The 13,095-nt window shown below is 58.8% G+C and carries 15 protein-coding genes; 5 read left to right on the plus strand and 10 right to left on the minus strand.

Annotated features, from left to right (window positions below; all coding sequences use genetic code 11):
• Window positions 1–85 precede the first annotated feature (85 nt).
• The 9 genes from JF515_RS18800 to pdxH all read right to left on the minus strand — a co-directional run bounded on the left by JF515_RS18800 (window position 86) and on the right by pdxH (window position 5,850).
• Window positions 86–328, minus strand: a complete 243-nt coding sequence (locus JF515_RS18800; RefSeq protein WP_203105972.1) for an IS3 family transposase — start codon at window positions 326–328, stop codon at window positions 86–88.
• A gap of 6 nt (window positions 329–334) precedes the next feature.
• Window positions 335–931, minus strand: coding sequence for an IS3 family transposase (locus JF515_RS18805; protein WP_338015253.1), 597 nt, complete (start codon window positions 929–931; stop codon window positions 335–337).
• A gap of 8 nt (window positions 932–939) precedes the next feature.
• Window positions 940–1,248, minus strand: a complete 309-nt coding sequence (locus JF515_RS18810) for a transposase (protein WP_203105973.1) — start codon at window positions 1,246–1,248, stop codon at window positions 940–942.
• 93 nt (window positions 1,249–1,341) lie between these two features.
• The gene (locus JF515_RS18815; RefSeq protein WP_203105974.1) at window positions 1,342–1,815 is read right to left on the minus strand and encodes a hypothetical protein; all 474 of its coding nucleotides are present in this window, start codon (window positions 1,813–1,815) and stop codon (window positions 1,342–1,344) included.
• Between the two features lie 159 nt (window positions 1,816–1,974).
• Complete coding sequence (locus tag JF515_RS18820) at window positions 1,975–3,588, minus strand: AAA family ATPase (protein WP_203105975.1); 1,614 nt, start codon at window positions 3,586–3,588, stop codon at window positions 1,975–1,977.
• A 137-nt stretch (window positions 3,589–3,725) separates the two neighbouring features.
• Window positions 3,726–3,932 (minus strand): hypothetical protein, encoded by a 207-nt coding sequence (locus tag JF515_RS18825; protein ID WP_203105976.1) that lies wholly within the window; start codon window positions 3,930–3,932, stop codon window positions 3,726–3,728.
• Window positions 3,932–4,441 carry a hypothetical protein gene (locus JF515_RS18830; RefSeq protein WP_203105977.1) on the minus strand — a complete coding sequence of 170 codons (510 nt, stop codon included), beginning with the start codon at window positions 4,439–4,441 and terminating at the stop codon, window positions 3,932–3,934. The genes JF515_RS18825 and JF515_RS18830 overlap by 1 nt, the downstream gene beginning before the upstream one ends.
• A complete protein-coding gene (locus JF515_RS18835; protein ID WP_203105978.1) occupies window positions 4,434–4,676 on the minus strand; it encodes a hypothetical protein in 243 nt (80 codons plus the stop codon). Before JF515_RS18835 ends, JF515_RS18830 begins: the two co-directional genes overlap by 8 nt.
• Before the next feature lie 544 nt (window positions 4,677–5,220).
• A complete protein-coding gene (gene pdxH / locus JF515_RS18840) occupies window positions 5,221–5,850 on the minus strand; it encodes a pyridoxamine 5'-phosphate oxidase (protein WP_203105979.1) in 630 nt (209 codons plus the stop codon).
• Between the two features lie 204 nt (window positions 5,851–6,054).
• Here pdxH and JF515_RS18845 point away from each other — a divergent pair, with 204 nt between their 5' ends.
• The gene (locus JF515_RS18845; protein WP_203105980.1) at window positions 6,055–6,624 is read left to right on the plus strand and encodes a gamma-glutamylcyclotransferase; all 570 of its coding nucleotides are present in this window, start codon (window positions 6,055–6,057) and stop codon (window positions 6,622–6,624) included.
• 46 nt (window positions 6,625–6,670) lie between these two features.
• Here the strand turns inward: JF515_RS18845 and JF515_RS18850 are convergent, their stop codons facing one another.
• The gene (locus JF515_RS18850; RefSeq protein WP_203105981.1) at window positions 6,671–7,693 is read right to left on the minus strand and encodes an AraC family transcriptional regulator; all 1,023 of its coding nucleotides are present in this window, start codon (window positions 7,691–7,693) and stop codon (window positions 6,671–6,673) included.
• 109 nt (window positions 7,694–7,802) lie between these two features.
• On the opposite strand from JF515_RS18850, the gene JF515_RS18855 reads away from it, so the two are divergent.
• The 4 genes from JF515_RS18855 (at window position 7,803) to JF515_RS18870 (ending at window position 13,052) form a co-directional block, all read left to right on the plus strand.
• On the plus strand, window positions 7,803–9,005 hold the full coding sequence (locus JF515_RS18855; RefSeq protein ID WP_203105982.1) for an alkane 1-monooxygenase: 1,203 nt from the start codon (window positions 7,803–7,805) through the stop codon (window positions 9,003–9,005).
• A gap of 158 nt (window positions 9,006–9,163) precedes the next feature.
• Window positions 9,164–9,739: a sigma-70 family RNA polymerase sigma factor gene (locus JF515_RS18860; RefSeq protein ID WP_238401211.1), complete on the plus strand. Its 576-nt coding sequence runs from the start codon at window positions 9,164–9,166 to the stop codon at window positions 9,737–9,739.
• Complete coding sequence (locus tag JF515_RS18865) at window positions 9,736–10,626, plus strand: FecR family protein (RefSeq protein ID WP_203105983.1); 891 nt, start codon at window positions 9,736–9,738, stop codon at window positions 10,624–10,626. The genes JF515_RS18860 and JF515_RS18865 overlap by 4 nt, the downstream gene beginning before the upstream one ends.
• A gap of 140 nt (window positions 10,627–10,766) precedes the next feature.
• A complete protein-coding gene (locus tag JF515_RS18870) occupies window positions 10,767–13,052 on the plus strand; it encodes a TonB-dependent siderophore receptor (RefSeq protein WP_238401178.1) in 2,286 nt (761 codons plus the stop codon).
• Window positions 13,053–13,095 lie beyond the last annotated feature (43 nt).

Here is a 13,095-nt window from a genome sequence, read left to right on the forward strand (position 1 = left end):
GAATATCTCTAGTGTTATTGATAGCTTTGTTAGATCCGGAGCATCAACCATTGATTCTGGTCCTACCCACAAAAAGTAGACACTATTATGCGCATCTGCGCTCAAATTCTGCCGGACTGATATTGCCGAGGGCAGAGTGTCTTCGTTTGCGGTTATAAAAATTTTCAATGTATTCGAAGATACCGGATTGAACCGCTTCAATGGAAGGATATTGCTCGGCATAGATCAGCTCAACCTTGAGCCGGCTGTAGAATGATTCCATTACCGCATTATCCCAGCAGTTACCCTGTCGGCTCATGCTGGGCAAAAAGTCGCGCGAGCGAATCATGTCCAGCTACTTCACAGTGCGGAACTGGACCCCGCGATCCGAGTGGATGATCAACCCGGGCTGAACATTCCGGTTTGCGAATGCCATGCTGAGCGCGTCCATTGCGAGCTTCTCCGCCGTCGAAGTGTCGAGCTTCCATCCGACGATGGTTCTGGAATAGAGATCCATTACCGTGGCCAGGTACAGCCAGCGCCCATTGACCCAGATATAGGCGATATCCGTGACCCACTTCTGGTTCGGGCCCTCTGCACGGAAGCGGCGACGCAGGAGGTTGTCTTCGACGTTGATCATCGTCGGGCTGGCCGGACGATAATGGAAGCCTTTGCCATTGCGAGCTCGAATGCCGCGTAAACGCATGATATTGGCCACAAAGTTCTTCGAGCAGGGCAGCCCCGCCGCCTTCAGTTCCAGCGCCAACCTGGGCGCGCCGTAGCGCGCCTTGAACTCGCCGAACGACTCGACCACCTTGTTCTCGACCCTCTCCCTGCGTAGCTGGGCGGCACACGGTGGGGGCCCCCTCCACTTGTAGAACCCGGAGCGGGATACCTCCAGCACCCGGCACATCAGCGTTACCGTGTACTGCCCCAGATGCTCCGCAATCACTGCGTACTTCACTCCTGGAGCTTCGCAAAGTACGCAGCAGCCTTTTTTAAAAACTCGTTCTCCTTCCGGGCTGCATGCAGCTCACGCTTGAGGCGGCGCTCCTCCTCGGATTCCTGTTGCGAATAATCGACGCCGGACAGGCTATTGAACTGCTTTTCCGAAAGCCGGGAGAACTGGCGGCGCCAGTTGTAGATCTGGCCGGGATGCAGCCCAAGTTCCTTGGCAACCGATGCTGCCGTATTGCCGGGCTGATCCGGTCGACGTACTGCCTCCCTGCAAAATTCCTCCGTATAGGCGTGGCGTTGTTTCTTGGCCATGACACACCTCCGTGTAGGGGCAACCCTAACTATAAAGGGTGTCTACTCCTTGTGGGTAACTCGGCACCTTAACGCCGCAAACAGGGGCGCGCGTTAGCGCGTCCCGGCCGCAGGCCCTTGCTGATTTACTTTGTTAGGGCTTTCTGCGCGATTAAAGGTTGAAATACGTATAGAACGCCCTGGTATTTTGTGTTTTGCCAACTCATTTAGACGTTCTGCCGCTTGCTTCATAGCTTGAAGATCAACCTCGTTTGTTGCGAACTCATTTGGTTGCGGCTTTGATTCAAGCTCAACAAACTTTACCTGAAACTCTTTTTTCGAGATTTGCACATAACAATGCAAGGCATTTGTACCTGGATATCTAAAACTCAAATTCTGTGTGTGGCCCGTTAATGGCTGAAGCCCCCATGACATACTTGAGCCTAGGAATTCAAAACCTTCATTTTTTAATAAATTTATTACCTCGCCAGCTAACAGATCAACTTCTTCGTCGCTGGTGATGATTCGTTTTGTGCCATCTACTCCTAGGCCCGCATCAATATGCTGAAGCTCTCTTTGTTTCAACATTGCTCCTTTAGGAGGGCAGCCACAAAGTAGAAACGCTACTGCTATTATGAATATTGATCGAAATTTCATTTGTAGCCCTAACGCCCGCATTTGCGGCTGGTTTGGAGCGCAGCGGAAAACCAGTCCGGCAACATGCGCTTGCTATATGCTTCCCTATCGCTAACCGAGTATCTCATTTTCGATTTCTTGATATACCTGCGTTTCCTGAGTAACCAGTGGCGCCATAGTATCCCTAAGAAAGGCGCACTTATTGTTACCACATTGCGTCAATCCTAGGATTCTTTTTGTTTCAGTAAAAATTTTTCCGCTTGCTGATTTTATATCGTCTTCGGGGTTGCCCCTACCAACACTCTCTTGAATAGCCAGTATTTTTGCCTGAAGGCACTGATCTATGAGACCCTCTTTTCCTGTTGCTGTACATAATTTCTTAATAATTTCATCGTCAAGTAGATAACATTCAATGTGCCTTCTGACAGAAGTCTTTATACCCTTATCCAAGAGTTCAGCAACCTCTTCATCACTTTTGTCATCCCTATCGACGAACTTTATAATTTCCGAAGACTTCAATATATTGGATATAATTTTGACAGATTGATTTTCGATATCTTCTATTTCTGAGCATGACCCGACAGATACGAACGTAGTGCCATGATGCTTTTCACCCAATATTTTTCCGTAAATCAACGAGTCGAAATCTCGATACTTTCTTCCCTGGCTAGTCCCTTCGCAAAACACAATTCTCTGAGGAGATATAAGTTTAGAAAAATCGGCAAACGCCAAGTCAAAGAACCGATCCCAAATAGCCCTGCTAATTTTAGTTGGTTGGATTATCTCAGCCAAGTCGAAATCTCTATTGTCAAAATCTAGAAAAACAACCGTTCCTGGATTTTGTTCTTCAATATCCTCAGCTTCTTTAAGCATCCCTATCGAGTGAGTCGAAACCCAAAGCTGAGAGTTGTCAGGGGTTAAATCATAAAGCTCTCTGAGAACTTTAGATTGAAGCCTTGTATGCATGTGCGCTTCTGGCTCATCAATACAGAAAACAGCATCAGAGTAAAAGCTAGACTTGATAATCATATCTAAAACAAGATCGAATACTGATTTTTCACCAGCGGATAGATTTTTGTAGTGGAAGTCTTTTGCCGTACCTTTTTCAAAGTAAAAACTGCCATTTGATAGCGGATCGCCAATGGAACTTAAATTTAGATCATCAAATATCTTAGATAGAGAATTCTTTATCTTGCCTATCAGTTCATCTCTGAGCTGCTCAACAGTTTTGGTATTGTTAGATGATTCATAAACACCCGCTAACGTTTGAGCCACGAGACGCTGGTAGTTTTCAGAAACAGTCTGGTCATTCTGCATTAAATTCTGCAGTTTGATAGTTTCCGCAGGATTGTTCTGCTTATTTAGATTAGAAACCGTAAAGTCCGGTTCATTTCTGTACGCAGTACGAAAATAGAACTTTCCTTTTATCTGCTCTTGATTAAGCTGCTGGTCATTATGGAAGGATATTTCCACCTTATTCTGTGAAGTTTGTCGCCATGCTTGTGGATTTGATATCTCTCCATCGTTCTTTTCCAAGTAATCCTGGACACCTCGATCATTGAAACCTTTGAATTTATACCAATGGTTCAAAGCCTCAAAAAGAGAGGTTTTTCCGCTTCCATTCGGTCCAACAAGCACTATGAGCTTTGCGGTCTCAGGAATGTTCGTTAACGTAAGGTTGGTAAAACGCTTGAATCGATTTAATTTTACTTCTTTTATCTTCACAGATATTCCTTAGTTTAAAGTGCAGCGGGTTCCGGCATATAACGCCAATGTTAAGCGGCCGCCTTGGAGTGCAACGGAAAGGCGGTCCGGCGGAGGCCCGTCAGGGCCGTAGCGAACTTGAACTACTTGTTATGAATCTATGACCTGATCCGAACGGCTAAGCGACCTATACCAAAAGCTAAAGCACTCCAAGCGCCAATAACAATGGCATGAGCTATCCAGGTATACATCCCCCACTTTGCAAGCGCCTCCCCCACAAAAATAAAATTAAGAACGTAAACCATAATAAACAGAAAAAGCAGAACCCAGAGAATCTTTGCCAATACAGAAAGCAACTTTGCCATTACTCACACTCCTTGTATCTATCTTTTAAAAAATTAAAGAAAATAGAGGCAAGAAAGTCGCTCTCCAGACCATTAGCTTTTATATATTTTGAAAGCGCCCTAGCCGTCTTTGGCGTAGACACACCTAAGTTGCATCGCCCCATCTCACTTTTTAAAGATTGATAAAAATCAGAAGAAAGAGCTTTTTCCCAATCATCATGATCTTTAGAGATATTTAGAAGGGCAGCCTTAGTGATGACCTCTGTCGTAGCTTTCCCATACCCAGTTCTCAAGCCCTCAGTATAAAGGAGGCAGCCATCAATTTCTGGGAGTTCACCCGATTCAATTCCGACCACTGTGTTTGAACACATTCGAATATAATCGCCACCTCGAACAAGAACCCGTTCATTTAATCCTATTTTTTTATTAGCAACGTAAACTTCGGCCGCCAATGTGGATGAAAAAAAGAAAACAATTAAAATTATAATCATTAGCTTTATATATCTTCTTAAAGGATAGCATTCAATCATTCTGCTGCTCCACGCCAAAGGGTGATTCCACCGGAGTTTCAGGCACCAACAAGGGTTGGTCAGAATGAACAGCAAGCCAGTCACCGCGATTAATCTCTGGGTATTTTCCCTTCAAAAATTCGTAAGCAGTTTTTGCTGCATCGCCAGATGATTCTGCACCCACCACAGCCCTTGCAATGAAAATTTTCTCTTTGTCATTTTTCGGCGCGCAGAACGTTACCTTATATCTTTCCATATGGACCTATCCTTGCTCCCAATGAATTCATAACAGGTATTAGGACGCCGTCTCGAATATCCAATGAACGCGCGGGCGTCATATCACGTTATAGTTTTTAGCTTCATGAAATAAAACCAGAAAACTCAACGGGTTACAAACGCTGCCGCGTTGTCTGTCCCTGTTCGCTTGATTTCTTCAGTTCCGAATTGCCATGACACCGTTCATATAAACAGCCCCAAGAGTGTAGCCATGCACACGGATAGTGAAAGACGCCCAAGGCTCCGTGATCGGTTTCGCGATGCCATTCGGGTGCGCCATTACAGCCTGCGGACCGGGAAGGCCCTAAGGTCATCGTTGATCTGGTCCATGGCGCTGGGTTGCGGGTTACGGCGTCGGTTCGTGGTGGCGTTTTAGGGCGTCGTTATAGGCCAGAGGCGAAAGGCCGGACCGCTGCTTTGAAGTGGAGAGGTTGGTGGTTGATTTAGGGGCTGATCGCGGCTGAAGCCGCTCCTACAGGGGCGTGTGGGGGCGTGCGGGCGGGGGCCGCCGGGCGGGGAACGCCTTAGGGGGCGAGGCGTTCTCGGGTCCAGGTGGTGCCTTGTTTGAGGTAGCGGAAGCGGTCGTGGAGGCGGCTGGGGCGGCCGTGCCAGAACTGGATTTCCTCGGGGGTGATGCGGTAGCCGCCCCAGGTTTCGGGCATGGGGATGGGCTCGCCTTCCGGGTATTGCTGGGCGAGGCTGGCCATGTCCGCTTCCAGTTGTTCGCGGGTGGCGGGGCGGCTTTGCGGGGAGATGGCGGCGCTGAGCTGGCTGTCGCGGGGGCGGCTGGCGAAGTAGTCGCGGGATTGTTGGGGGTCGAGTTTTTCGGCGCGGCCGTTGACGATGAGCTGGCGGTCGAAGGGGCCCCAGAACATGACGAAGGAGACGTTGGGGTTGGCGGCGATGTCGTCGCCTTTGCGGCTGTCGTAGTGGGTGAAGAAGACGAAGCCGCCGTCCTCGATGCCTTTGAGCAGGACCACGCGGCTGGAGGGGCGGCCGTGGGCGGAGACGGTGGCGAGGGTCATGGCGTTGGCCAGGGGGAGGTTGGCGTCGATGGCTTCGTCGACCCAGCGGCGGGCCTGCTCGACCGGGTCCGCCAGCAGGTCGGCTTCGGTGAGGCCGGGGGCGTGGTATTCCTGGCGTACGTCTTTCATGGGGGCCCTTGTTGGTTTGTTCGTGGTGTTGGGGATTGTAGCGGAAATGGTCGGGGGTTTTGGTTGTTTGGGGTCAAGGGTGGTGGGTATGTGCCGGGGGGATCGCGGCTGAAGCCGCTCCTACGGGGGGTTCGATTGGGCATGGAGTGAACGAAGCGCGCTTGGGCGGCGGCGGGTTGGGGTGGGATTCGTTATCCTGGGCGCATGTCATTCAATACCATCGAGATCAATAAGCAGCGGCAGGATTTGAGCGGGCGCGAGAGCGTTTGGTTGTTCGGTTACGGGTCGCTGATTTTCAAGGCGGATTTTCCGTATCTGGAGCGGCGGCCGGCGAGCATTCGCGGGTGGGCGCGGCGGTTCTGGCAGGGCTCCCACGATCACCGGGGGACGCCTGAGTCCCCGGGGCGGGTGCTGACGCTGGTGGAGAGCCCGGGGACGGTGTGCGCGGGGATGGCGTACCGGGTGGCGCCGGCGGTGTTCGATCATCTGGATGTGCGGGAAAAGAACGGCTATTTGCGGTTTTCCACGCCGATGACGTTTTCCGATGGCGGGCATGAGGAAGGGCTGGTGTACATCGCCACGGAGGACAACGCGGCGTTTTTGGGGCCGGCGTCCGAGGCGGCGATCGCGCGGCAGATTGCGGGGAGTCATGGGCCTAGTGGGCCGAATCGGGATTATTTGTTGAATCTGGCGGAGGCGTTGCGGGAGTTGGGGGCGGAGGATGAGCATGTGTTTGCGTTGGAGCGGTTTTTGTTGGGGGTGGAGAGGTGTTGAGCGTGGTGTGGTGTAGCCGGGTGTGGAATCGCGACTGAAGTCGCTCCTACTGTTCTCTTCGCATTTGACGGGGGGAGACGCCGAACCAGCGTTGGAAGGTGCGGCTGAAGTTGGAGGGGTCCTGGTAGCCGAGGCGTTCGGCGATGCGTTCCACCGGGAGGTCGGTTTCCAGGAGATACCAGGCGGCGAGCTCGCCGCGTACGTCGTCGAGCAGTTCCTGGTAGCGGGTGCCTTCGCTTTTTAGCTTGCGGATCAGGGTGCGCGGCGACATGGCGAAGCGGGCGGCCATGTCTTCCAGGGTGGGGTACTGGCCGTCGCCGTCGAGCAGTTCGATGCCGATGCGCTGGCTGAGCGGGCCGCCGCTCTGCAGTTGCTTGAGCTGGTGTTCGCAATCCCTTAGCGCGGTGCGGTGCAGGCCCGGGTCGGCGGTGAGGCAGGGGGTGTCGAGCACCGGCTTGGGCAGGGTGATGGCCAGGTGGTCGGCGCCGAAGGTCACCGGGCAGCCGAGCCGTTGTTCATAGTGTTCCGCCCAGGGCGGCGCCTCGAAGGGCACCTGGATGCGGGCGTCGCGCAGGCGCCGGGAGGTGACCGTGTCCACCAGCTGGAAGTAGGTGGCGAGGATCGAGCCGGCGTTGAATTCCCGCATGTCGCCCAGGTCCACTTTTTCGTGGAGGGTGAGCCGCCCTTCCCGTTCGTCCTCCTCGAAGCTGAGTTCCACCAGTTGGAAGCGCACCGCCACGAAGCGGGCCACTACCTTGAGCACGGCGCGCAGGTCCGGGGCGGAGATCACCGCGTAGCCCAGCGGGCCGTGGGCGGACACCGAGGTGGCGGCGCCGATTTCCAGGCCCAGCCAGGGGGTGCCGGTGAGGGCCACGGCGCGCCGCTCCAGGCGCGACACCTGCTCCAGGCTCAGGTAGCGGTGTTCACCGAGCAGTTGCTCCCATTGCAGCCGGGTGCCACGGAAGATGGCGTCGTTTTCGAAGCCTCTTTCGTGCAGATAGGCGCACATCAGCCGGGGGTAGACCGGGTGGATGGCGGGGCGCAGGCGGCCGGTGTCGGTGGCGACCATGGTCGGGTCCTTTGTCACTATATGACGACTTATTGCCACCTTAGGCGGTGCCTTGCAAGGTCCGGGGGAGACATTCTGTATCCCATCGAACAACAATATCGAGGTTGCTATGAGCAAGGCAGGCGTTTTCACCGGACCTTCCGGGGTCGTGTACCGCGACCGCAAGCGAAAACTGTGGTTCACCTCCATCTTCGTGCCGGCCATCGTGTTCGTCGGCCCGGCGTTGTATTTCGCCACCGGCAACGCCTGGACGCTGTGGATTCCGCTGGTGTTCTACTACCTGACGGTGCCGGTGCTGGACATGATCATCGGCGAGGACCTGAGCAACCCGCCGGAGGAGATCGTCCCGCAGCTGGAGGAAGATCCTTATTACCGCTGGGTGACCTACGCCCTGGTACCGCTGATCTGGGGCGCCTGGTTCTTCGGCGCCTGGTTCGTGGGCACCCAGGATCTGCCCTGGTACGGGGTGCTGGCCATGGTCTACCTGATCGGCGGCACCTGTGGCGTGGGCATCAACCTGGGCCACGAGATGGGCCACAAGAAGGGCAAGGGCGAGCGCTGGCTGGCCAAGTTCGTGCTGGCGCCGTGTGGCTACGGGCACTTCTTCATCGAGCACAACAAGGGCCACCATAAGGACGTGGCCACGCCGGAGGACCCGGCCTCCTCGCGCATGGGCGAGAGCATCTGGAAGTTCGTGCTGCGGGAGATTCCCGGCGCCGCCAAGCGTGCCTGGCGTCTGGAAAAAGATCGTCTGGAGGCGCGCGGCAAATCAGTGTGGTCCCTGGAGAACGAGATCATCCAGCCGGCGATCATCACCGCCGTGGCCTGGGGCTCGGTGCTGGCGATCTTCGGCATCGGCCTGCTGCCCTACATTCTGGCCACCGCGTTCTGGGGCGCGTTTCAGCTCACCTCCGCCAACTACATCGAGCACTACGGCCTGCTGCGCCACAAAACCGCCAACGGTCGCTATGAACGCACCAAGCCGTACCACAGCTGGAACAGCAACCACATGTTCTCCAACTGGGCCACGTTCCACCTGCAGCGACATTCGGACCACCACGCCCACCCGACCCGGCGCTATCAGAGCCTGCGCCACTTCGAGAACCTGCCCACCCTGCCCAACGGCTACTTCGGCATGTTCTTCATCAGCTACTTCCCGCCGCTCTGGTACAAGGTGATGGACAAGCGTCTGCTGGAACACGCCGGCTACGATGCGCGCAACATCAACTTCGACCCGGCCCGGCGCGAGGAGCTGATCCGCAAGTACGACATCAAATACGGGGACGCGCCGGCGAAGGTGGCCGCGGGCTGAAACGCATTATCGCGACTGAAGTCGCTCCTACGGCACTGCGTTTGGCACCGTAGGAGCGACCGGGCGGCGTACCGCTTCAGTCGCGATCGCCCGCTTGTCACTCCCGCCTCATTTAATGATAATTGTTCGCATTATCAGGAAAGGGGCGAGGGGTGAGCATGACACCAAGGTCGTTGTCGGTGCCCCGGCGACGGGACACCGCCGGGGCGTCTTCGGGCGCGATGCCGGACATCGGCCTGCTCTACCACGAACATCACGGCTGGCTGTTCAACTGGCTGCGGCGCAAGCTGCTCAGCCCCCAGGACGCCGCCGACCTCTCCCACGACACCTTCGTGCGCCTGATCACGGGCGCCCCGGCCCAGCTTCATGAACCGCGCGCCTACCTGCTGGTCATCGCCAGCCGCCTTCTGATCAACCGCAACCAGCGGCAACGCATTGAGCGCGAGGCGCTGTACAGCGTGGCGGTGCTGCTGGAGGGCACCGATCGGCGCGGCCCGGAGCAGGTGGCCGGGGCCCGGGATCTGCTATCCCGGGTGCTGCACTTGCTGCTTGAGGAGCTGCCGGAAAAACCCCGCCGCGCCTTCCTGATGGCGCGCCTGGAGGGCCTGAGCTACCGGGCCATCGGTGAGCGGCTGGCGGTGTCCGAGAGCAGCGTGAAGCAGTACCTGGCGCGCTGCCTGGCCCATTGCCACTGGCGCCTGCACGATGCCCTGGAACAGGGGGGCGGCCAATGAGCGGCACGGACGGCATCCGCGATCGGGCGGCGGACTGGGTGGTGGCCCTGCATGAGGCCGGCGAGGCGGAGCGCGCCGAGCTGGAACGCCGTTGCCAGGCCTGGCAGGCGGAGGACGAGCGCCACCGCCGGGTGTTCCATGAGATGCGCACTTTGTGGGACGGCCTGATGCCCGAACGCCCGCGCCGTTCCCGGGCCGGCGTGCTGGTGGTGTGGCTGCTGATCGGGCTGATCGCCTGGCAGTTGCCGTGGACCCTGTGGCGCGGCGATGCCCACACCGGCACCGGCGAGCGCCGCGTGCTGGTGCTCGACGACGGCAGCCGCCTGACCCTGGACGCGGACAGCGCCGTGCGCCTGACCCTGAACGCGGACCTGCGGCGCGTTCGGCTGCTGCGCGGCCGGCTGTTCGTGAAGGTGGCGCCGGACGCCAACCGGCCGTTCCAGGTGGTCACCCGCGATGGCACCGCCGAAGCCCTGGGCACCGAGTACAGCGTGGCCCTGGAGGGCGAGCGTACCCGGGTGGCGGTGCGCGAATCCTCGGTGCGGTTGATCCCCGCCGCCCGGCCGGCGGCGGCCCGGGTGCTGCACGCCGGCGAGGGCACCACCCTGACCCGCACGCGCAGTGACGCCCCGGCGGCGCTGCCACCGGGGCGCTTCGACTGGCTGGATGGCCGGCTGGTGTTCAATGACGCGCCCCTGAAGGAAGTGCTGGCAAGACTGTCCCGACACCGCCCGGGCTGGCTGCTGGCCAGCCCGGCGCTGCCCTCGGACCTGCGCTTCACCGGCGTACTGCCCGCCGACGACAGCGAGCGGGCCCTGGCGGTGCTGGGTGACGCCCTGCCGGTGCGGGTGCGGCGTATCACCCCCTATGTGGTGTGGGTGGACTGATTTTTTTCTGCCCGATCCGGGCCGTCGCCGGTCATGGGAGGTATAGGCAACCAAAGGAGACCTCCATGCCCCTACCCTTCCGCCCCCGGCTGACCCTATCCCGGCTAGCCCTATCCCGGCTAACCCTATCCTGGCTAACAATGCCCTGCCTGCTCGGCGCCCTGGCGCTGCCCGCCGGCGCCGCCGAGCTCGACCTGCCCGCCCAACCCCTGGATCAAGCCGTCACCGAGCTGGCCCGTCAGACCGGGCTGACCATCGGCGGCGACGCCAGCCTGCTGCGCGGCCACCGGGCACCGGCCCTGAGCGGCGACTACGCGCCCCTGGACGCCCTGCGCCGACTGCTGGCCGGCACTCCGGTGACCTTCCGGGTGACCGGTGACGACAGCGTCATCCTGGAGCGCGGCAATACCCTGGAAGCGGTGGAAGTGAACGGCGAGGCGGAGCGCGCCGGCCTGGCGCCGGTGTACGGTTACGTGGCCCGCCAGAGCGTCACCGCCACTAAAAGCGACGTGGCCCTCAAGGAGACTCCGCAATCCGTGTCCGTGGTGACCCGGGAGCAGATCGAGAACCAGAACGCCCAGACCCTGGACCAGGCCCTGGCCTACACCCCGGGCGTGCAATCGCTCACCGGTGGCGCCAACAGCACCACCAGCGACGGTCTGCAGATCCGCGGTTTCAACGTCACCGGCTCCAGCCCGTTTTACCTGAATGGCGCCAAGCTGGCCCGTAACACCTTCAGCACCACCGCGGAGCCCTATGGCATGGAACGCATCGAGCTGCTGCGCGGGCCGGCCTCGATCCTGTACGGCGCCGCCGCGCCCGGCGGCGTGGTCAACATGGTCACCAAGCTGCCCACCCAAGAGCCACTGCGCGAGATCCGCCTGCAGGGCGGCAGCCATGATCGCCGCCAGCTGGCGGCGGACTTCGGCGGCCCGCTCACCGACGACGGCCGCTTCGCCTATCGCGTCACCGGCCTGACCCGGGACAGCGACACCATGGTGGACTACATTCCCGATGACCGGGACTTCCTGCAGGGCGCCCTGACCTGGCAACCCACCGACAGCACCCGGCTGACGGCATTCGCCACCTACCAGAAAAACGACACCGCCTATGTCTACGGCTTGCCGGTGGCCGGCACCGTGGAATCCAACCCCAATGGGCGCATCGACCGGGACCGTTTCATCGGCGAACCCGGCTTCAACGAATTCGTCTCCGAGAGCTACACCCTGGGCTACCTGTTCAGCCACCGCCTCAACGACACCTGGACGGTGCGACAAAACGCGCTCTACTTCACCGCCGACGCGAATTACGCGGATATCGGCGTGGGTAGCTACGCCGCCGGCCAGCGCACCGTGAGCCGCAGCGCCTATACCCGCAACGACGACAACCACAGCTGGAGCCTGGATAACCAGCTTGAAGGGGTGTTCGACCTGGGCCGGACGCGACACACTCTGCTGTTCGGCGCCGACTACACCGAGCAGAGCTTCGCCCGTGCCCAGTACAGCGGCACCGTGGCGCCGCTGGATGTGTACGCACCGGTGTACGGGTCCCCGGTGGTGCTGGGCGCCACGCCGTTGGGCTCGTTTAAATCGGACAACCAGCAACTGGGCATCTACGCCCAGGACCACATCAAGGTAGACGACCGCTGGGTGATCCTGCTGGGCGGCCGCTACGACCGCTTCGACAACGAGCAACGCGACCGGCTCACCGGCGACCGCGCCACCACGTACGACGACAGCACCTTCACCGGACGGGCCGGCCTGGTGTATCTGTTCGACAACGGCTGGGCGCCCTACCTGAGCTACTCGCAATCCTTCGAGCCAGTGGAAAGCAGCACCGGCACCGACTACGAGCCCACCGAGGGCGAGCAGTACGAGGCCGGCCTGCGCTACGCGCCGGATGACCGGGATTTGTCGGTGACGCTGTCGGTGTACGACCTGATTCAGCAGAACGTGCTCACCACGGACCCGGCCGGTGGCCCGCAGATCCAGGAAGGCGAAGTCCGCTCCCGGGGCGCGGAGCTGGAAGCCCGTGCCCAGCTCACCAACGGGCTCAGCCTGATCGCCGGCTACGCCTACACCAACGCCGAGATCACCAAAAGCAACAGCGGCAGCGAAGGCAACGAACCCGGCGCCGTGCCCGAGCACAGCGCTTCCCTGTGGGCGGACTACCGTTTCGGCGGCGCGCTCAGCAACCTGAACGTGGGCGCGGGCGCCCGCTACATCGGCGCCAGCTACGACCTGGCCAACAACGTGCGGGTGCCGGACTACACCGTCTACGATGCCCTGCTCGGCTACTGGCTGGACGACTGGCGCCTGGCCCTCAACGTGCAGAACCTCACCGACGAGGAGTACGCCACCTGCACCTACCTGTGCTTCTACGGCCAGGAACGCACCTACACCGCCACCGTCACCTACCGCTGGTGAGGTAACACGGACGGGGTGGTGCGCGCCGCTTGTGGCACGCACC

Origin of the sequence: Alloalcanivorax marinus (assembly GCF_016785095.1) — a bacterium.
GTDB classification, from domain to species: domain Bacteria; phylum Pseudomonadota; class Gammaproteobacteria; order Pseudomonadales; family Alcanivoracaceae; genus Alloalcanivorax; species Alloalcanivorax marinus_A.